Raw genomic sequence first — 20,096 nt, forward strand, 5'->3', positions numbered from 1 at the left:
CTTCGTCCAAATGTGAATCGGCTCGACGCCTTGACCCCTAATCGGCGAGGGTCGCAAAACCAAGCCGTCGATTGTTCTTGTATATTCTTGTAGCCTCCACGCCGATTGGGGGCCAATCTTGGCGCGCCGAATAACTGACGATAGCGCGTCATCGCTACCGTGTCGCTTCTATTCGACGACGGAGGTTCGTGGCGATCAGATTGTCAGCGTGCACAGTCCTCCGTCGACAAGAAGGTTTTGGCCGGTGATGAAAGCGGCCTGCTCGCTGCACAGGAATGCGCATGCAGCTCCAAACTCCTCCGGCTTTCCGGCCCTTCCGGCGGGCACACGGGCTATCAGCGCATCCGCCGTTGCCCCGAGCTCGGCGAGTCGTTCCGTCATGACAGTTCCCGGTAGTAGATTATTGATCGTCACGCCATCCTTGGCGATTTGTCGAGCGACCCCCGCCACATATCCGGTCAGCGCTAGTCGGGTCGAGGTGGAGAGGTCGAGTCTTTCGACGGGCATCCTGACTGTCGCTGACGTGATGTTGACGACCCGGCCGAAGCGCCGAGCACGCATAGCGGGCGCAAACATCCGAATCATCTCGACCGCGGACAGGAAATTGGCGTCGAGCGCCTGCTCCCAATCCTCGAGCGTCAGGTCTGTGAAATCTTTGGCCGGAGGGCCGCCGGCATTGGTAACGAGGATGTCTGGATCAGCGTTCGACGCCTGGACCGCAGCGCGCCCCTGCGCCGTGCCGACATCTGCGACCACGAAGCCGGGCTGTGTTCCCGTCGCCTCAGCAATTCGTTCGGCCGCCATCTGCAGGGCTTCGGCGCGACGAGCGACGAGTGTGACACGGACGCCCTCATTGGCGAGCGCCAAGGCGCAGGCCATCCCTAGCCCACGAGAGGCGCCGCAGACGATAGCGGTTCTGTCCTGTATCCGAAGATCCATTCGGGGGCCTCCTTGCAAGACGGCAAATGTGGTCGGATCATCCGCCACCTACGATCGCGAGGAATATAAGGGTTCCATAACGCGCGTTCGGCGACATCCGCGCCCTCCACACGCGCCGCCGACGCCGGCGCCCATGACCGTGGTCGGCCGTCGCACATCGGCGTGGGCCCGTCGAAGCGGGCGCGGATCGGTGCCGTCGGATTCCGGAGTCGGCATCCGCGTCGGCGCGACCTCAAAACAACTCGCGGGCTTGCCGGGCGACCTCCCGCTCCAGCGCGCGGATTTCGATGCCGATGACCTGCGTGGCGAGCGCCGGCCAACCCGCGGCGTCCGCCAGCCGTCGGCGATCTCGCCACTCCTCCAGCGTCTGGTGGAGGCGCACGATCTCCCGTCCCCGCGCTTGCGCCTGTCGATCGGCGCCTGTCGCTCTGCATCCCGGGATCGTTGTCGCGGCTCTGTTGTCGTTCGCCATCGAGGCGCTTATTCTCTGCATTTCTCGAGCGCCTCTTCATGCGCTGACGGCGGTCGGCATCACCGCGCCGACAACCCAGGGTCGTTTAGTTCTCAATGACACCCTGCTATTTCAAGGGCGGCTCGGATATCGAGAGCGGCGCGCCATCTGGCGTTCCTGATGTTGTCGCAACCGTCGGCGCGCAGGAGATTAGAGCCGGCCTCGTAAATTCGGACAGTGACTTGAGTGGATTTTCTGCCTGACAGCGGCGAGGATTCTCGCTGCGAATCAGGAGCATTCGATGACGAAGAAGAGCCGCCGGACGCATTCCCCGGCGTTTAAAGCGAAGGTGGCTTTGGCCGCGATCAAGGGCGAGAAGACGCTCAGCGAACTCGCGCAGCAGTTCGACGTTCATCCGAACCAGATCACGACCTGGAAGGGCCAGCTTCTCGAAGGCGCGGCGGGCGTTTTCGGTCACGAAAAGCCGGAAGCGAAGGAAGCGGCGGTCGATTTGAAGGCGCTTCACGCCAAGATCGGCGAGCTGACGCTGACCAATGATTTTTTGTCCGGCGCGCTCACCAAAGCGGGATTGCTGAGCGTAAAACGATGATCGACCGCAGCCACGAGCTCCCCATCGCCCGTCAGGCGCGAGCGCTCGGCGTCGCCCGCAGCTCGGTCTACTACAAGCCGCGGCCCGTCTCGGTCGAGGATTTGAAGCTCATGCGGCGGATCGACGAATTGCATCTCGACCATCCCTTTGCAGGGGCGCGGATGCTGCGCGATCTTTTGCGGCGCGAGGGCGTCGTCGTCGGTCGCCGCCATGTGGCGACGCTGATGAAGCGGATGGGCATTGCCGCGATCTATCGGCGTCCGAACACGAGCAAGCCGGCGCCAGGGCACAAGATCTACCCTTATCTCCTGCGCGGCATGAAGATCGAGCGGCCCAATCATGTCTGGGCGACGGACATTTCCTATATCCCGATGCGGCGCGGCTTCGTCTATCTCGCGGCGGTCGTCGACGTGGCGAGCCGGCGCGTGCTGGCGCATCGCGTATCGATCACGATGGAGGCGGAGTTTTGCGTCGAAGCGTTGAAAGAGGCGCTGGCAAAACATGGCAGACCCGAAATCTTCAACACGGACCAGGGTAGCCAGTTCACCGGCCATGACTTCACGAGCGTGCTGCTCGATGCGAAAATCGCCATCAGCATGGACGGCAAGGGCGCCTGGCGTGACAATGTGTTCGTCGAGAGGCTGTGGCGCAGCGTCAAATATGAGGAGGTGTATCTGCGCGCCTATGACAGCGTGTCCGAGGCGCGCGCGTCGATCGCCAAATATCTGGCCTTTTACAATGAGCGGCGCCCGCATTCGAGCCTCGACTCCCGCACGCCGGACGAGGCTTATTTCGGTTGTAGCGAGGCTGTGATGGCTGCATGATCGTCGCCGCGATTTTGCCGCGCCTCTGGTCGGGCTACGCCCTCCCGACGCCGCGACAAAATCGCGAAAGCCCCGCGTTCCGCAAACCCCGGCAGTGATCCACCTTATTTCCGCGGGGCGCTGTCCAAATAAGCGGGGCCAGCTCTGTAGGATGGCGTGTAGGGCAGCTTCAGGCCGAAGGCGTCGTTCAATCGCAGACGATGCGCGCGAATGAACTCGTGCATCTGCCGATAGGAATTGGCCCCGGCGACCATGGCGAGGATCGCGTAGAGCAGCACAGTCGAAAGATCGAACCGCTTGCCCTCCCGACGACGATGATCCGGAATTTCCTGCAAAATCTCCAGTAGCGACACCTGCATGCGACAACCTCTGATTCGGGTTGTCGCCTATAGATTCACATAGCCGCCGCGATGGGAATCGTGAAACTCCTTCTAAAGATCAGAGAACTAAACAGCCCTGGCCGACAACCACTCCCTCAGCTTCGTCCATCTCTTTCTGCCAAAGCCGCTTCTCACGGCGATCGCCAGCGCCCGGCGCTGACCGACAAGAACGACGAGGCGCTTGCCGCGAGTGACCGCCGTGTAGACGAGATTGCGCGCTAGCATGGTGTAATGCTGGGTGGCCAGCGTGATGACGACGGCAGGATACTCCGAGCCCTGCGATTTGTGTATCGTCGTTGCATAGGCCGGGACCAAGGCGTCGAGCTCGCCGAACGGATATACGACCTCTCGGCCGTCGAAGCTCGCGACGAGCGCGCCCTCGACTGCGTCGATTCGCGTAACCGTCCCGAGATCGCCATTGAACACGTCGCGATCGTAATCGTTCTCGGTCTGCATGACCTTGTCGCCCGGTGCGAAGATCGAGCCGAATTTCTCCACCTTCGCCGGCGGGTCGGGATTGAGCGCTGTCTGCAGGTCGGCGTTGAGAGATCGCGCGCCGAGCGCGCCGCGCTGCATTGGACAGAGCACCTGTATGTCACGGATGGGGTCGAGACCGAAGCGCCGCGGAATGCGGTCGCGAACGATCTCTACGACTTTGGCCGCTCCCTTCTCGGGATCTTCGGCGTCGACGAACCAGAAATCCGAATCCTCGCCGCGCCTCGGCAATTCCGGGATTTCACCGCGATTGATCCTGTGGGCGTTGACGATAATGCGGCTCTCGGCCGCCTGCCGAAACACTTCGGTCAAACGCGCCACGGGGATCGCGCCGGATGCGATGATGTCCGCCAGCACCTGCCCCGGTCCGACGGAGGGCAGCTGATCGACGTCGCCCACCAGCAGGAGCGCCGATGGCGTCGGGATCGCCTTGACGAGCGCATAGATGAGCGACGTGTCGACCATGCTGGTCTCGTCGACGACGAGCAGGTTGCAGTCGAGAGGATTGTCGGCGTCTCGACGAAACCCGCCGGATTTCGGATCGACCTCCAAGAGACGGTGGATGGTCTTCGCCTCTATGCCGGTCTGGTCGGCCATGCGCTTGGCGGCGCGGCCGGTCGGCGCGGCGAGGAGAATTTTCACTCCCTTGGCGACCAATATGCGCAGAACTGCGTCGAGCAGAGTCGTCTTGCCGACGCCGGGGCCGCCGGTGATCACGGCCACTTTGGATCGGAGCGCCATCTCGATCGCCGCGCGCTGCGACGGCGCCAGGGTCTTTCCCGTCCGCTTTTCGACCCACGGCGCGGCCTTTACCACGTCGATCGCCGGCCAGGGCGGCGCGCCGTCGGCCAACGCTCGCAGCCGTTCGGCGACGCCGCGCTCGGCGGTATGAAGTCCGCGCAAGAAAATGCAGTGCTCGCCGCCGATCGTGTCGCCGACGACTTCCGCGCCGGCGAGCTCGTGATCGAGCGCTGTTCGCACGAGCGCCTTGTCGACATCGAGCAGCTTGACCGCGAGCGTGAGCAGGCTCTCGACCGGAAGTCCGCAATGACCGTCGTCGGTCGCCTCCTGTAGCGCGAACGACACTCCGGCGCGCAGACGTTGGGGCGCGTCCCGCGCGACGCCCATTTTCATGGCCATGGCGTCGGCGGTCCGAAAGCCGATCCCTCGAATATCCCGGGCGAGCCGATAGGGATCCTCGGTCATGACCCGAATGGCGTCGAACCCATAGGTCTTGAAGATACGCACGGCGCGCGACGTCCCGACGCTGTGCGAGTGCAGGAACACCATAATGTCGCGGACGGCCTTCTGCTCGGCCCAGCCAGCGGCGATCCGCGTCGCGCGAAACTCCCCGATCCCGGACACTTCCCGCAGTCTTTCCGGCGCCGCTTCGATGGTTTCGAAGGTCGCCACGCCGAAGGCGGCGACAATTCTCGCGGCGAGCTTGGGACCGATGCCGCGGACCATGCCGGAGCCGAGATATTTTTCGAGGCCCTTCGCCGTCGTCGGGGGCGTGGTCTTCAGAAAATCCGCTTTGAATTGAACACCATGAGTGCGATCCGTGATCCAAACGCCGACGGCGTGAATATATTCGCCGGCCGAGATCGAAGCGGCGTGGCCGACGACCGGCACGAGGTCGCGTTTGCCGCGCGCTTTGACCTTCAGGACGGCGAACCCATTCTCCTCATTATGAAAAGTCACGCGTTCGACCGAGCCGACGAGGGTTTCCCGCGACGCGGCGGCCGCCGATGGCCGTTCAGGCTTCACGGCGAGGCCCAGCCGCTTCGAATATCTTCGGGGCGCTCGATATTTTGAGCGTCGCCAGAAGAGGCAGCGCCGCTGGCGACGCGTCGATGACGCGATACTCGACGCCGCAGCGGCGAATGGCGCCTTTCCGGCGGCGCAGGCCGTCGCGCACATAAGCGCACGCCTCGTCCTCCGACGCGAATTCTCGCGCGAACGTCCGCCCCCGGCAGCCGATCCGACCGAAAGATACGCGCACCATCCATTTTCCGAACAGATCGCGGCCCGCCTCGACGCGCCAGGCCCGATGGCGGTTCGCCTCCGCATTGCGGCCCTGCAACAGGATCGCGATCTCGTCCATCGCCGCCATGCCGGCCCTCCACGCCCGCCCGCTTCGCATTCGCACACAAGTGAATCACGAATGGGAATCCGGAGCAAAGGAAGAGGGAACATGGCTACCGCTAGCGCCGCCCACGCCGACAAGGGTTCGTCGCTGAGCTCCCGCGCGTTCCGCGCGCCCTTGCGGCGCGGCCGCCTCGCGGTCTGCCGACGGCGTTTCGGGAAAGGAAAAGGGAGATTCGAGGCCTCCGGCCCTTCCCGAGAAACCCGAAGGGAGCGCCGCGAGACCATGAGACATGACGAGGAGATCGAAATCTTGCGCGCGCGCACGAACTGCGCCGCGCTGCTGGAGCGCTCGACGCCGCCATGGCGGCTCGATCGCCGAGAGAGCACGAAGCATTGCCTCAAATATCGACGCGGGCGGGGAGAAATCCTCATCGTCAATCACGAGGGCCGCGGCTGGTGGGATCCCCAGAGCGACGCGAAGGGCGACGTCTTCGATCTCGTGCAGCATCTCGAGCCTGGCCTGAATTTCGGCGAGGTCCGCAAGGTGCTGCGCCGGTTCACCGGGATACAGCCGAGTTTTCCGGCCGCCGCCATCGAAAGGGGACGCTCCCCCGATCTCCCGCTCCCGATCAGATGGGCGCGCCGCCCTCGGCTTCGGCGCGGATCGCCGGTCTGGCGATATCTCACCGACGCGCGTCGCCTTCCCCCGAGCGTCCTGGAGACGGCTCGCGCCGCCGACGTCGTCCGAGAGGGGCCATACGGAAGCGCCTGGTTCGCGCATCACGACGACCGCGGAGCCGTCACCCATATCGAAATCCGCGGACCGGACTTCAAAAGATCGGTGCGAGGCGGCGACAAGATCCTGTTCCGCTTGCCCGGCGGTTCCGAGCCGCCGACGCGCTTCGCCCTCGCCGAGGCGCCGATCGACGCGCTCAGCCTCGCCGCCTTGGAGAACATTCGCGCCGACACGCTGTATGCGGCGACCGGCGGCGGCATGGGTCCGAAAACAATCTCTGAGATCGAGGCGATCGTCGCGCGCCTCGCGCCCATCTCGGGATCGCGCTTCTGCAGCGCGACGGACGCCAATCGCGCCGGCGACCGCTACGCGGCGCGCCACCAGCTGATCGCCGCGGCCGCCGGCGTCGCCTTCGAGCGATTACGGCCGCCCGTCGAGGACAGCGACTGGAACGACATGCTCGACCAACGAGAAAGGACGAAACCATGACATCACATCGCGCCTGGATGCTGCTCAAATCCGGCGGTCGGCTCGACCTGCTCGATCCGAAGCCGGACGCCTGGACCGACGAGGATCTGGCGATCGGCCTGTCGCGCGCCTATCGCTGGGGCGGATATTCGGCATGGGACCTGCCGCTCAGCGTCGCCCAGCACAGCCTCGCCGTTCTGGCCTTGCGCGAAGGCGAGAGAAAGCTCGCGCCGCGTGAGGCCCTGCGCGAGCTTCTTCACGACGCCACCGAGGGGCTGGTCGGATTCGACGTGCTCATGCCGTTGAAACCGCATCTCGGCGAGGGCTTCGCACGGCTCGATCGGCGGCTGCAGCGAGCAGTTGATCGACGTTACGGTCTGCCGCCATGGACCGACGATAGCTACGCCCTCCATAAGCGCGCCGATCGCCAGGCCGCGGCGAATGAAGCCTATCATGTCGTCGGCTGGAGTCGCGACGACATAAGATCGAGCCTGCAGATCACGCTCGATCCGCTCGACGACGACCCCTTGCCGCTGCCGCCCGGCATGTCGCGCTGGGAGCCGTGGCCGCCGAAGCTCGCCAGCGCACTCTTCCTTCAAAGGCTCGGTGAGCTCGGCGCCGCGATCGACGTCACCGACGCACTCGACGATATCGCGATCGACGACACGCTCGTGCAACTGGCCCTAGCCTTCTCCCAGCTGCCCGAGGCGAAGCGCCGTCGTTGCCGACACATCCCGACCGGCAGACGGGAACTGGACACGCTCGTTCAGGTCGAAGCCGATGACGGCTCGCAAATCGTCGAGGGCGTCGTCGTCGACGGCGAACGCAACGACACGGGCGCCTTCTACTTCGACGATCACTTCGTCGTCTTCACGACCGTCGACACACAAAGCGGAGAACTCATCCGCTGCAATGGAGCGAACTGCCATGTCGAGATACTCTGACATCGACCCGCTCGCCGGCATGGAGGAGTGGGACCGCTTCGAGCCCTGCTTCGACGAACCGCCGGCGGAGCACATTCCGTCGGCCGACGCTTTCGACAGGATGGCCGTAACCCTCACGTCGGAGCAGGCGCGCGCGGCGGCGCACACGGGGCCGATCCTCGTCCTCGCCGGAGCCGGCACCGGAAAGACATCGACGCTCACCGCCGCCGTCGTGCATCGCATCGCCGTCGAGCGCATTCCGGCTTCCCGCATCCTCGCCGTCACCTTCACCAACAAGGCCGCGGCCGAGATGGCGTCGCGCATCCGCGCCGCGCTCGACGGTCACGCGGCTCCCTCCTGGCTCGGCACCTATCACGGGCTCGCCGCGCGTCAGCTCCGCGACGCGCCGGAGATCGCCGAGCTTCGGCCCGATTTCGACATTGTCGACGCCGACGACTGCCGCCGCTTCGTCAAACGCGTCATGAAGGCGCAAGGCCTCGGTGGCGAGGAGGGCGGCGACGGCACTGCACGCAATCCGCTGAAGATCATGTGCAATCGCATCGCGAAGTTCAAAGACAATCTGATCACGCCGGCCGGCGCCGCCGCCTGGGTCGAAGCCAAGATCGCCAAAAGCGATCGCTCCCGCGAACCGATCGATCCCCATGCGCTGCGCGCCGCCGTGCGCGTCTACGCCGATTATCAGCGCGCCCTGCGCGAGGCGAACGCGGCGGATTTCGGCGACTTGCTCCTCTGGCCGACCCTCGCCATGCGCAAGGACGACGCCTATCGCGCGCGCTGGGCGTCGCGCTTCGATTGGCTCGCCGCCGACGAATATCAGGACGTCAACTTCGCTCAATACAGTTGGCTGAAGCATTTTGCGGCGGAGCATGGACGCGTCTTCTGCGTCGGCGACGATGATCAGGCGATTTATGGATGGCGAGGCTCAGATATAGAGTACATCCGCCGCTTTCAACAAGACTTCCCGAACGCTGAGCGGGTCAGGCTCGAAGAGAATTTCCGCTCGACCGGCCACATACTCGCCGCCGCCAATGCGGTCATCGCTCGCGACAGGAAACGTCTCGGCAAGACGCTCTACACGCGAAAAGAGGCGGGCGACAGAATCGAGATCGTCGCCTATCGCGACGCGCAGGCAGAGGCCGCCGGCGTCGTCGAGGAGATACTCACTCGCCACGCCGAGGGAACGGGGTGGCAGGAGATCGCCATTCTCTATCGCAGCTCCTTCCTGTCGCGCGGCTTCGAAGAGGCCTTGATGCGCGCCCGCATTCCGCATGTGATCGTCGGCGACGTCGGCTTCTATCAGCGCGCCGAGGTCAAGGACGCGCTCGCGCTTCTACGTCTCGCCGCGACGCCTGACGATCGTCAGTCGGACGAGGCCTTCCGCCGCGTGATCAACGAGCCGCGCCGCGGCTTCGGCGCCAAGGCCATGCAAGCGGTCGAGACGGAGGCCTCCTTCCGCAACGTCTCGCTGCTGCGCGCCCTGGACACCGCCGAGCTGCCGGCCAAATGCCGCGCCGCCGGATTGCTGTTCGCCGATCAGCTCCGTCGCATCGGCGAGGACCGCTCGCACACCCTGGCCGATCAGATCTCGCTGCTGCTCGACGCCAGCGGCTATCGGACCATGCTGCGTGACAGCAAGGCCGAGAGCTCGGAGGATCGCCTCCAAAACCTGCAGGAGCTGATCGCGCTCGCCGGCGAGGTCCACACGGCGCGTGAGCTCCTCGACCATGCGGCGCTCGCCACCAGCCGCCCCGGCGAAGACGAAACCGACCGCGTGCGCCTGATGACGCTGCACAAGGCAAAGGGCCTCGAGTTCCCGCATGTCTTTCTTCCTGCCTGGGAGGCGGGCGTATTTCCCTCGGATTACGGCGACGCCGATGAAGAGCGCCGGCTGGCGTACGTCGCGCTGACGCGGGGCATGCGCCGCGTCAGCATCTCCTACTGCGGCTTCCGGCGCGGCTTCGGAGCGCCGTCGCTCTTCGTCGACGATGTCCCCGACGAGCACAGCGTCAGAGGCCGCCTGCGCGATGCAGAGCGGCGCCGCGGCACGCCACGCCAGCCGATCGATTGGCGGAAGCTCCCGAGCCATTTGCGGCGGCCGTGAGCAAAGGTGGCATGAAAGAACGAGAACCGAAAATCATTGAAGACACGAGTGCCGCCTGCACGCCCATCGCCGCAAGGGTTCGCCGAGGCTCCCGCGCGTTCCGCGCGCCCTTGCCCCGACGGGCGTGAGGCGGCCTTCGGGGTTTTATCGGAGAAAACCATTCACTGCTCGAGGAGCAAATCATGAATATGATATCTGCAACCCGATCGCGCCCGATAGGCGCGACGCTGCCCGCGATCTCGCAACAGATTTGGGACGAAAAATATCGGCTGAAGGCGCCAGCCGGAGAGCCGATCGACCTGACCGTCGAAGACAGCTGGCGCCGTGTCGCCCGCGCCCTCGCGATGGCCGAGTCCGATCCCGCGCAATGGGAGGAAACCTTCTATTCGGCTCTGGAGGACTTCAAATTTTTGCCGGGTGGCCGCATCCTGGCCGGGGCAGGGGTCTCGCGCCGCGTGACCCTCTTCAACTGCTTCGTCATGGGAACGATCGAGGACGATCTCGGCGCCATCTTCTCGCATCTGCGTGAGGCGGCACTCACCATGCAGCACGGCGGCGGCATCGGCTATGACTTTTCGACGCTCCGCCCGAAGGGCGCGCTCGTCAAAGGGGTTGGAGCCGACGCCTCCGGCCCCTTGTCGTTCATGGATGTGTGGAATTCCATGTGCGGCACGATCATGTCGGCCGGTACACGGCGCGGCGCCATGATGGCGACGATGCGCTGCGATCATCCCGACATCGAGGCTTTCGTCTCCGCGAAGGCCGACAAGACTCGCCTGCGCAATTTCAATCTCTCTGTCCTCGTCACCGACGCTTTCATGGCGGCCGTCGACGCCGACAAGAATTGGCCGCTCGTCTTCGGTGGCGAGGTCTATCGCACGATCTGGGCTCGCGACCTCTGGGACCAGATCATGCGTGCGAACTATGACTATGCCGACCCCGGCGTCATTTTCATCGACCGCATCAACGCCCGCAACAATCTCTATTATTGCGAGACGATCGCGGCGACCAATCCTTGCGGCGAGCAGCCTCTGCCGCCCTATGGCGCCTGCCTCCTCGGCTCGAACAATCTCGCCAAGCTCGTGCGCGACCCCTTCACGGAGCGCGCCCACCTCGACGAGGGCGGCCTCGCACGCCTCGCCACCGTCGCCGTGCGCATGCTCGACAATACGATCGACGTGTCGGAATTCGCGCTCCCCGAACAGAGGGAGGAAGCGCTGGCCAAGCGGCGCATCGGTCTCGGCGTTACCGGCGTCGCCGACGCCCTTGCCATGTGCCGGCTGACCTATGGGACGCCGGAGGCCGCCGCGATGGCGGCCCGCTGGAATCGCTTGCTCAATCGAAACGCCTATATCGCGTCGATCGGTCTCGCCAAGGAGAAGGGGGCCTTCCCGCTCTTCGACCGCGACGCCTATCTGGCCGGCGAGACGGTTCGCAATCTGGATGACGACATCAAAGCCGGAATCGTCGAGCATGGCATTCGCAACGCCTTGCTCACCTCGATCGCGCCAACGGGAACGATTTCGCTGTTCGCGGAAAATGTCTCCTCGGGGATCGAGCCGATCTTCGATCTTTCCTATCTGCGCAAGATCCGCCAACCCGACAATTCCTCCGTCGAGCAGGAGGTCGAAGACTACGCCGTACGGCTCTACCGCGAAAAATTCGGCGCGGACGCGGAACTGCCGGACTATTTCGTCACCGCGCAGACCCTGACCCCCGCCGATCACATTCGCATGCAGGCTGCGGTTCAGGACCACGTCGACGCATCGATCTCGAAGACGGTGAACTGCCCGGCCGATATCTCTTTCGAGGATTTCAAGACGATCTACGTGGACGCCTATCGTTCCAGCTGCAAGGGCTGCACCACCTATCGGCCGAACGAGATCACCGGCTCCATCCTGTCGACCACCACGCCGGCGGCTACCGTTCCCCCGGCGCAGCCGCATCCGGCGATCACCCCGCGCGAGGAGAAGCTCGCCGGCGCCACCTACAAGCTGCGATGGCCGGAAAGCGAGCATGCGTTCTACGTGACGATCAACGACATCGAAGAGGATGGGAGGCGGCGGCCCTATGAGGTTTTCTTAAATTCGAAGTCGATGGAACATTACGCCTGGGTCGTCGCCCTGACGCGCATGATCAGCGCGGTGTTCCGACGCGGCGGCGACGTCGGATTCGTCGCGGAAGAGTTGAAGGCCGTGTTCGACCCGCGCGGCGGACATTGGAGCGAAGGGCGCTATGTCCCCTCCCTCGTCGCCGCCTTCGGCTCGATCATCGAGCGACACATGATCGACATCGGATTTCTCTCTCCCTCTGAAACGATCGTGACGGATGCTTCCGAGGTACCTCCGCCGGCGCGCGCCCTCGGCGCGCTCTGCCCGAAATGCAGCCAACCGGGTCTCATCAAGAACGACGGCTGTCTGACCTGCCGTCACTGCGGTTGGTCGAAATGTTCGTGAATGTCTCATCGCGGCCTCGTATAAGGAGACATTCTATGAACGACTTGACCCTACGGCCGTCGTCGATCTTGGTCGAGCGAGACGGCCTGACCATGCCGGCGCGCCGCAAGTCCTACCGGGCGCGCCACGATCGGCCCGAGCCGGTCGAAATCCTCCCCGCCGTGCCCGATCGCGCGCTCAACGCTCATCTCTGGGTGCGGCATCCGCAGGATTGGTACGTCGAGGAAAGCTGGGTCGATCATCGCTTCTTCGAAGAGGAGACCTTCGAAGGTTCGATCTACGATCCGGCCTGCGGGCTCGGACGCATCATCGAAGCCGCGAGAGCCGCGGGCTACAATGACGTCTGGGGCGAGGACCTGGTTTCTCGATCCATGTACTGTGACCGCGCCGTCGACTTCCTATCCGAGGAAGCCGGAAGGCCGGCGCCGGACAACATCTGTTGCAATCCGCCATTTCGAAAGTCGCGGGAGTTCGTCATTCGTGCGCGCGAGATCGCGAGACGCAAGGTCGCGATGATCCTGCCGGTCTCCTGGATTTCCGGCGACCGCCGCTCCAGATGGCTGGAGAGAACATTTCCGCGGCGCGTGCTGATCATCACGCCGCGCCCTTCCATGCCGCCCGGTCCAGTCATTCTCGCAGGGCTCAAAGCGCGCGGAGGACGAACGGATTTCGCGTGGTATATTTGGGAAAGAAACTATGTCGGGGAACCATCCTTCGGATGGCTGAGGCGAAACCCATGATTGGCCCCGGCGGAAAGAAACGACATTCTCTCACCGCACACGCCGCGACGATCCGCGTCGTCCAGCAGCTCCTACGGACCGCCGGTCCCAGAAAGTGCGGCGGAGTCCGTCAATCGGAATTCGACGCACTGCTCGTAGAGCTGGAAGAGCTACATGATCTCGTGACCTGGCTAGAGTTACATCGAAGCGAGTTCGTCGAGTGGCGCGCCGGACGAAAACGCCGCGACGATGAATAACCAGCGGCGTGGGAGCGCCGCGACGAGGGTCGCTGAGCTTTTCCTATTTTCACTTTCCTGTATCAAAGGCACATTGTCGCTAAGATACCGGTTGGATTCTCGGCGCCTCATTCATGCATTCGATAAAAGGGTAGCAGGCAGATGAGATTTATGCGCCCACTCCTTTACACCGTACTTGGCGCGCTCGCGCTTTTTCCGATCGCGCTCGTCGGTCTCGTGCATGCGCTGACGGCCCCAGCGCCGGCGACCGTAAAGGCGCCGGAGGATCTGCCCGTGACGCGCTTCACGCTCACCCCGAGCGGCGGAGTGAATGTCCAGGGCTGGTTCATGCCGGGCGCGCCCGAACGCGGCGGCGTGTTGCTATTGCATGGCGTGCGCGCCAACCGGCTCGCGATGATCGCCCGAATGCGCTTTTTGAACGAGGCTGGCTATTCCGTCGCCGCGATCGACTTTCGCGCGCATGGCGAGAGCACGGGCGACAAAATCACTTTCGGTCAAGAAGAGAGCGCCGACGCGGCCGCGGCGCTCTCCTTTATGCGAGAAAAGCTGCCGGGTCGAAAGATCGCCGTGATCGGGCAGTCGCTCGGCGGCGCGGCGGCGCTCCTGGGACAGGGGCCGATCACGGCCGACGCCTTCGTGCTCGAATCCGTCTATCCCGACATCGACCGCGCCATCGACGACCGTTTGACGGCGCCTTTCGGTCCGCTCGGCCATCTCGTGACGCCGGCGCTGCTCGTCGTCGGGCGGACAATGACAGGCCTCGACCCGGCGTTTCTGCGTCCGATCGACCGGATCGAGAAGCTTCGCGCGCCGGTGTTCGTCATTTCGGGCGTTCGCGACCCGAATACCCATATCGACGAAGCGCGCGAACTCTTCGCCCGCGCTCCCGAGCCGAAGGCCTTTTGGGCCGTTGAAGGGGTCGGCCATGAGGACATTTATTTCCGCGCCAATGTCGAATACCGCGAGAGGATCCTGAGCTTTTTCGGCGAGCATCTCTGAATTCAGGCCGAAAGCGCCCGTTCGTCGGAGCCGCGTCGAAGGCCCAAGGTCGGCGAGGGCTGCGTCAGACGCATCGGGAAAGATCGTCGCTTTCGCTTCTACGAGGAGCGTCGGTGAGGGTATTGTCGAAGGCGGTCCTGCAAGCGCGCGCCCTTCGTCCGGGGCTTCGGGGGACCTTGGGTCGAGAACTCGGCGATTGGCGCGCTTGTCGGGCTTGTTGGCGTTGCGCCCACTGCGTCTTGAACTCAGCTGCGTCTCGACTTAGCGTCCCGTTGTGGCCACGGGCTCCGCGCCTTCTGGTCGATCAAAGGGAATCCTTTTTTATGATAGATTTGCTTCCGACCCTTTTCGCGCCCGACGACGATCCTTGGCTCTGGCTCGAGGAGGTCGAGGGCGAGGCGGCCCGCGCCTGGGCGCAGGCGCGCAGCGACGAAACGATCGCAAAGCTCGCCGATGCGCGCTTCGAGGCCGATCGGGCGGCGCTGCTGGAAATATTGGATCGGCCCGACCGTATCGCGCATGTCACCCGGCAGGGCGGGCTCCTCTACAATTTTTGGCGCGACGCCGATCACCCGCGCGGGCTCTGGCGCCGCACGACGATGGAGTCCTATCTCGGCGCGGAGCCGGAATGGGAGCTCTTACTCGACATCGATGCGCTCGCCGTAAAGGAGGGCGAGGATTGGGTCTGGAGCGGCGCGACGACGCGCCCGACGCATGATCGCACGCTCGTCCGCCTTTCGCGCGGCGGCTCGGACGCCGGCGTTCTGCGTGAGTTCGACCTAGGGACGCGCGCATTCGTCGCGGACGGCTTCGTTCTGCCGGAAGCCAAGGGCGGCGCCTCGTGGCTCGATGACCATACGCTGCTGCTGGCCTCCACTTTCGGTGACGGCAATGCGACGAAGTCCGGCTATGCGCGGACCGTACGGCTGTGGCCGCGGGGGTCCGATCCGGCAGAGGCCGCGATCCTGCATGAGGTCGCTGCAGAGAGCATGTCCTGTTGGGCCTGGTTCGATCGGGAAAATTCCGACATCGTCTTCGGCGAGCAGATCGACTTCTACAACTCGGTGATTTCGATCGGCGACCGCTCCGGCCCGAAGACCGAGATCGATCGCCCGACCGACGCCGGAACGAGCTGGAGCCGCGGCTTCATCGCGCTGCGGCCGCGCCGGCCGTGGACGGTCGGCGACACGACCTATCCGGCAGATTCGATTCTCGTGACCTCGCGCGAGGCCTATCTCGCCGGCGCGCGCGATTTTCGCGTGCTGTTCACGCCGGAGCCGCGCAAAGCGCTGCGATGGCAGTTCTGGAGCGGCGGCGATCTGGTGATCTCCGTGCTCGACGATCTGCGGCCGGTCTTTCTGAGGGCCATTGCGTGCGAGGACTGGCGGGTCGAGGAGATCGCCGGCCTGCCGTCGATCGGCGCGGTCGATCTCTGGCCACTCGACAGCGATCCGCTGGAATCGACGGGTGAATTGGCGGCGCTGTCGCAGACGCCGATCGCGTCGCCGGAACTGTCGCTGCTCGCGCCGGGCGTCGCCGCTCCGACGCCGCTGCACCGATCGCCCGCCGCTTTCGATCCCGGAGCCGCGGTCGTCACCCGTCACGAGGCGGTCGCGCCGGACGGCCAGCGCATCCCCTATGTGCAGATCGGACCGCCGGGCGAGACCGGCGACGCGCCGGTCTATATGACCGGCTACGGCGGCTTTCGCATCAGCACGCTGCCCTATTACTCCGCCACCCGGGGCAAGCTTTGGCTCGAGAAGGGCGGCGTTGTCGTGTTGACGAATCTGCGCGGGGGCGGCGAGTTCGGCGCCTCGTGGCACGAGGCCGGACGGCGCGAGGGCAAGGCCCGCTCGCATGATGATTTCGCCGCGATCGCCGCTGATCTCGTGGCGCGCAGAGTGACTCGTCCGCAGCGGATCGCGGCGGAGGGCGACTCCAACGGCGGCCTGCTGATTGCCAACATGCTCACGCGGCATCCCGAGAAATTCGGCGCGCTGTTCTGCAGAATTCCACTCGTCGATATGCGCCGTTATCACAAGCTGCTGGCGGGTGCGAGCTGGGTCGCGGAATATGGCGATCCCGACCTGCCCGAGGATTGGGCGTTCCTCCAGGAGATTTCCGCCTATCACAATGTCGAGGCCGGCCGCGCCTATCCGCCGATCCTCATCGCCACCACGCGGCGCGATGATCGCGTGCATCCCGGCCATGCCCGCAAATTCGCGGCGAAGCTACAGGCGCTGGGCTATCCGGCCTTGTTCTACGAGCCGGCAGCCGGTGGGCACGGCTACGGCAAGGACAATGCTGAGGTCGCGCGCTTCGCGGCACTGGGAATGAGCTTTCTGCGTCGCGCGATTGGATGGGAGGTGGAGGCCGGGACAATCGGGTGACCCTTTCCCGTGCCGAAGAGCCCCCGTCTCGAAGAGAGCGAAAACCATCCGCTGGACCCCCTCGCCCCTCGAGATGGTCGCTTCGCGACTTCCCCAACGTGAGGTCGAGGATCACAGGAATTCGAGCCAGACAAGCGCTTCGTCGGGGCAACGCGCGCTCGTCTCGGGCAAAAGCGATATCTGCAAGGCAATCAACTATAGCCTCAACCCCGGGCGTCATTCACGCGATTTCTCGACGACGGCCACATCTGTGTCCTCCAACCGGTGAACGCGCCTTGCGTGGCGCAGCGATCGGGCAAGAACATGATCATGAATTCTTCATCAGCTGCGCTGCTTTCCTATGCGATCGGACTTCTTCGCCCCTTTTGGAAGACCACACTGTCTGCCACTGCCATGGGCGGCGCGAGCGGCCTCGCGGCAGTGTCGCTTATTTCTCTCGTCGACCGCGAACTTCACGCCGAGACGCCTGCGCCCGCCACGCTTCTTCTGTCTCTTGCGGGCCTGACCCTTCTCTTGCTGGCGAGCGAGATCGTGTCCGGCGTCGGCAACAGCCTCGTCGGTCAGAACATTATCGCAGAGGTTCGCAAGGATCTCACAAAGAAGATTCTTTGCGCGCCGATCGCCGAGATCGAACGCCTTCAGGCTCATCGCATCATCACGACCCTCAATCAGGACGTGGACAGGATCAGCGAATTCACCCGCGGGCTATCCTATATCGTCGTCGCCTCCTGCCAGACGCTCGGATGCGTCGCCTATCTCATCTATCTCTCCTGGCCCATGTTCCTCATTGGCGTCGTGGTCGGAGCGGCGGCATATGCCGCGATCCGGCTGACGCTGAAAAGCGCTTACAAGAATCTTGCTGACGAACGAGCGGCCGTGGACGAACTGCAAAGGAGCTACCGCGCACTCGTCGAGGGAGCCAAGGAGCTGCGGGTCAACAAAAAGCGGCGGCTGCACTTCTATGAAGATCAACTTTCTGTCGCGATTGATCGCATCCGCGAGTCGAGCAATCGCGCGTTCGCCCGCTTCGTTGCCGGCGGCGCACTCGATTCAGCGTCTTTCTTCGCAATCACGGGAACGCTGATCGGCCTTGCTCCTGTCTTTGGGGCTAACAAGAGCGACCTCGCCGCCTTCGTGCTCGTATTGATGTATATGAAGGGCCCGATGAGTCAGGTCGTCACATCATTACCGATGTTCAATCTGGCGCTTGTCTCGTTCGAGAAGGTGCTGGAGCTGAGCCAGACATTCGCGGGCTCGGAAAATGCTCTCCTCGAAGCGCCGCCCGCATCTGCACAAGTGGAGGCCGCCGCCGTACTCGAGTTTCGCAACATCCATTTTTCGTTTCCCCGCGTTGAAGGCGCGGAGCCTTTCACGCTCGGTCCGATTGATCTCGTCGTCAGGACGGGGGAAACCCTCTTCATCACCGGAGAAAATGGGAGCGGAAAGACGACCCTGATCAAGCTGATTCTCGGCCTCTACTTACCGACAGACGGCCAGATTTTACTTAACAGCGCGATCGTCGATGACGAAAGTCGTGATGATTACCGTCAGCATTTTTCGGCGATTTTCTTCGACTTTTTTCTTTTCGACGATCTCATCGCCGCGGACGAGACGGCGATGAAGGCGGCGCGGCGTCATCTCGAACGTCTGGACATTAGCCACAAGGTGTCAATCGAAGCGGGAAAGTTCACAACGACCGATCTGTCGACCGGACAACGAAAGCGCCTTGCGCTCGTCGGGGCTTACCTCGAGCAGCGTCCGATCTTCGTTCTCGACGAATGGGCGGCGGAGCAAGATCCGACGTTTCGCCGCATCTTCTACCAGGAGATTCTGCCTGAGCTGAAGGCCGATGGTAAGACGCTGATCGTCGTTTCGCACGATGATCGCTATTTCGACGCCGCCGATCGGATTATTCACATCGAAGGCGGCTGTATAGTGGGCGACAGTCCACCATGCCCTCCGAGCCTCGAGTTTGGTCCCGAGCGGCTTTGTCGTTGAACGCGTGAGCGACGATTTCGGCGATCCCGTGATCAGCCTCGACCGCTGGGCGTCATTCACACGGTTTCTTGACGACGGGCATATCTGTCTCTCCGATAACGCCGCGGATCCGTGAGGGTTATTGTCGAAGGCGACGGCGTGGCGAACGCACGCGGCTCGTCCGGCGAGGCTCTAGGTTCCATAATCGAGATTATGCGCTGACACATATCATGTTGAACTTATACACTATTCATCTCGCTTTAGCGATTGATCGCCAAGGCGACGGGCAGGCTCGTCGAGTGGCGAGCGTAGCATAGGTCCCCGAGAAGCGGCCGTTTCCGCCGGCGGTTTAGGGTTCACGGCGACACTCGCCTGTTTCGCCGATCTTCGCTCCGCGAGAGGCCGACGATTTCCAGGAGGGGCTCGGCGGCGGGCGACGCCTCGATGATGCGATAATCGACGCCGCACGCCAAAGAGATCCCGCCCCGCCACGACGCTCCAGGCGCGGCGGCGCGTTCCTTCTGGGTTTTGTCCCTGCAGCACGTCCGCGATCTCGTCCGTCACCGCCACGCCAGTCTCCACTCGCCTCCATCCGCTTCGCATTCGCGTACGAGTGAAACAGGTATGGGAATCCGGAGCAAAGCGAGAGGAAGACATGGCTACCGCTAGCGCCGTCCGCGCCGACAAGGGTGCGTCGCTGCGCTCCCGCGCGATTCGCGCGCCCTTGCAGCGCGGCCGCCTCGCGGTCGGCCGACAGCGTTTTGGGAGAGGAAAAGGAGGAAGCGACTCCGACCTTCCCCTCGATCCGAAGGGAGCGGCGAGCATGAGAGACGCCCCTGCGAGGACGAAATCGACCGCGTGCGCTCGATGACGCTGCACAAGGCGAAGGGTCCCGAGTTCCCGCTTGTTTTCCTGGCCGCCTGGGAGGCCGGCGTGTTTCCCTCGGATTGCGGCGACGCCGATGAAGAGCGCCGGCTGACCTTTGTCGCGCTGATGCGCGGCATGCGGCGCGTGAGCATTTCCTACTGCGGCTTTCGACGCGGCTTCGGAGCGCCGTCTCTTTTCATCAATGACATTCCCGACACCCATTGCGTCAAAGGGCGCCTCGGCGCAGCCGACCAGCGGCGCGACGCCGCATGCGGTCCTGTCGATCGGCGACGGCTTCCGAACCATTTGCGCAGGCCCTGAGCAGAGCCGCGGAGAAGCAAGGAGGAAATCAAACTCACTGAAGACGTCTGTGCCGCCTGCGCGCCCGTCGCCGT

15 protein-coding genes are annotated in these 20,096 nt (G+C 63.9%); 10 read left to right on the plus strand and 5 right to left on the minus strand.

What is annotated here, in order from left to right:
• Window positions 1–195: 195 nt before the first annotated feature.
• Entirely contained in the window at window positions 196–939 is a 744-nt protein-coding gene (locus KP010_RS06160) for an SDR family oxidoreductase (protein WP_216280576.1), read from the minus strand.
• A 232-nt stretch (window positions 940–1,171) separates the two neighbouring features.
• Window positions 1,172–1,432 carry a hypothetical protein gene (locus KP010_RS06165; protein ID WP_216280577.1) on the minus strand — a complete coding sequence of 87 codons (261 nt, stop codon included), beginning with the start codon at window positions 1,430–1,432 and terminating at the stop codon, window positions 1,172–1,174.
• 259 nt (window positions 1,433–1,691) lie between these two features.
• Between KP010_RS06165 and KP010_RS06170 the strand changes: the two genes are divergently transcribed.
• A protein-coding gene (locus KP010_RS06170; protein WP_216280578.1) for an IS3 family transposase occupies window positions 1,692–2,824 on the plus strand; the annotation gives its coding sequence in 2 pieces (ribosomal slippage) (window positions 1,692–1,947 and window positions 1,947–2,824; 1,134 coding nt in all).
• A 104-nt stretch (window positions 2,825–2,928) separates the two neighbouring features.
• Here KP010_RS06170 and KP010_RS06175 read toward each other — a convergent pair.
• The 3 genes from KP010_RS06175 to KP010_RS06185 all read right to left on the minus strand — a co-directional run bounded on the left by KP010_RS06175 (window position 2,929) and on the right by KP010_RS06185 (window position 5,812).
• A complete protein-coding gene (locus KP010_RS06175) occupies window positions 2,929–3,183 on the minus strand; it encodes a transposase family protein (RefSeq protein ID WP_216280579.1) in 255 nt (84 codons plus the stop codon).
• Window positions 3,184–3,270: 87 nt separating this feature from the next.
• Window positions 3,271–5,478 carry an ATP-dependent RecD-like DNA helicase gene (locus tag KP010_RS06180; protein ID WP_253203820.1) on the minus strand — a complete coding sequence of 736 codons (2,208 nt, stop codon included), beginning with the start codon at window positions 5,476–5,478 and terminating at the stop codon, window positions 3,271–3,273.
• A complete protein-coding gene (locus KP010_RS06185; RefSeq protein WP_216280581.1) occupies window positions 5,456–5,812 on the minus strand; it encodes a WGR domain-containing protein in 357 nt (118 codons plus the stop codon). Before KP010_RS06185 ends, KP010_RS06180 begins: the two co-directional genes overlap by 23 nt.
• Window positions 5,813–6,070: 258 nt before the next feature.
• Here KP010_RS06185 and KP010_RS06190 point away from each other — a divergent pair, with 258 nt between their 5' ends.
• The 9 genes from KP010_RS06190 to KP010_RS06230 all read left to right on the plus strand — a co-directional run bounded on the left by KP010_RS06190 (window position 6,071) and on the right by KP010_RS06230 (window position 20,022).
• Complete coding sequence (locus KP010_RS06190; RefSeq protein ID WP_216280582.1) at window positions 6,071–7,012, plus strand: DUF3991 and TOPRIM domain-containing protein; 942 nt, start codon at window positions 6,071–6,073, stop codon at window positions 7,010–7,012.
• On the plus strand, window positions 7,009–7,935 hold the full coding sequence (locus tag KP010_RS06195; RefSeq protein ID WP_216280583.1) for a hypothetical protein: 927 nt from the start codon (window positions 7,009–7,011) through the stop codon (window positions 7,933–7,935). The genes KP010_RS06190 and KP010_RS06195 overlap by 4 nt, the downstream gene beginning before the upstream one ends.
• Window positions 7,919–10,036, plus strand: coding sequence for an ATP-dependent helicase (locus KP010_RS06200; protein ID WP_253203564.1), 2,118 nt, complete (start codon window positions 7,919–7,921; stop codon window positions 10,034–10,036). The genes KP010_RS06195 and KP010_RS06200 overlap by 17 nt, the downstream gene beginning before the upstream one ends.
• A gap of 182 nt (window positions 10,037–10,218) precedes the next feature.
• On the plus strand, window positions 10,219–12,492 hold the full coding sequence (locus KP010_RS06205) for an adenosylcobalamin-dependent ribonucleoside-diphosphate reductase (protein WP_253203566.1): 2,274 nt from the start codon (window positions 10,219–10,221) through the stop codon (window positions 12,490–12,492).
• A 35-nt stretch (window positions 12,493–12,527) separates the two neighbouring features.
• Window positions 12,528–13,232 (plus strand): hypothetical protein, encoded by a 705-nt coding sequence (locus tag KP010_RS06210; RefSeq protein WP_216280584.1) that lies wholly within the window; start codon window positions 12,528–12,530, stop codon window positions 13,230–13,232.
• 386 nt (window positions 13,233–13,618) lie between these two features.
• Entirely contained in the window at window positions 13,619–14,467 is an 849-nt protein-coding gene (locus tag KP010_RS06215) for an alpha/beta hydrolase (protein WP_216280585.1), read from the plus strand.
• 323 nt (window positions 14,468–14,790) lie between these two features.
• On the plus strand, window positions 14,791–16,857 hold the full coding sequence (locus KP010_RS06220; protein WP_216280586.1) for a prolyl oligopeptidase family protein: 2,067 nt from the start codon (window positions 14,791–14,793) through the stop codon (window positions 16,855–16,857).
• A 279-nt stretch (window positions 16,858–17,136) separates the two neighbouring features.
• A complete protein-coding gene (locus KP010_RS06225; protein WP_216280587.1) occupies window positions 17,137–18,855 on the plus strand; it encodes a cyclic peptide export ABC transporter in 1,719 nt (572 codons plus the stop codon).
• An 828-nt stretch (window positions 18,856–19,683) separates the two neighbouring features.
• Complete coding sequence (locus KP010_RS06230; RefSeq protein ID WP_371824227.1) at window positions 19,684–20,022, plus strand: 3'-5' exonuclease; 339 nt, start codon at window positions 19,684–19,686, stop codon at window positions 20,020–20,022.
• Window positions 20,023–20,096: the final 74 nt, after the last annotated feature.

The organism is Methylosinus sp. KRF6 (genome assembly GCF_018887255.1).
In the GTDB taxonomy this organism is placed as follows: Bacteria; Pseudomonadota; Alphaproteobacteria; order Rhizobiales; family Beijerinckiaceae; genus Methylosinus; species Methylosinus sporium.

Coding starts and splice junctions, on each gene's coding strand:
- KP010_RS06220 (WP_216280586.1), top strand. CDS start 14,791: ATGATAGATTTGCTTCCGACCCTTTTCGCGCCCGACGACGATCCTTGG.
- KP010_RS06185 (WP_216280581.1), bottom strand. CDS start 5,812: ATGGCGGCGATGGACGAGATCGCGATCCTGTTGCAGGGCCGCAATGCG.
- KP010_RS06160 (WP_216280576.1), bottom strand. CDS start 939: ATGGATCTTCGGATACAGGACAGAACCGCTATCGTCTGCGGCGCCTCT.
- KP010_RS06215 (WP_216280585.1), top strand. CDS start 13,619: ATGCGCCCACTCCTTTACACCGTACTTGGCGCGCTCGCGCTTTTTCCG.
- KP010_RS06210 (WP_216280584.1), top strand. CDS start 12,528: ATGAACGACTTGACCCTACGGCCGTCGTCGATCTTGGTCGAGCGAGAC.
- KP010_RS06195 (WP_216280583.1), top strand. CDS start 7,009: ATGACATCACATCGCGCCTGGATGCTGCTCAAATCCGGCGGTCGGCTC.
- KP010_RS06190 (WP_216280582.1), top strand. CDS start 6,071: ATGAGACATGACGAGGAGATCGAAATCTTGCGCGCGCGCACGAACTGC.
- KP010_RS06165 (WP_216280577.1), bottom strand. CDS start 1,432: ATGCAGAGAATAAGCGCCTCGATGGCGAACGACAACAGAGCCGCGACA.
- KP010_RS06175 (WP_216280579.1), bottom strand. CDS start 3,183: ATGCAGGTGTCGCTACTGGAGATTTTGCAGGAAATTCCGGATCATCGT.
- KP010_RS06205 (WP_253203566.1), top strand. CDS start 10,219: ATGAATATGATATCTGCAACCCGATCGCGCCCGATAGGCGCGACGCTG.
- KP010_RS06200 (WP_253203564.1), top strand. CDS start 7,919: ATGTCGAGATACTCTGACATCGACCCGCTCGCCGGCATGGAGGAGTGG.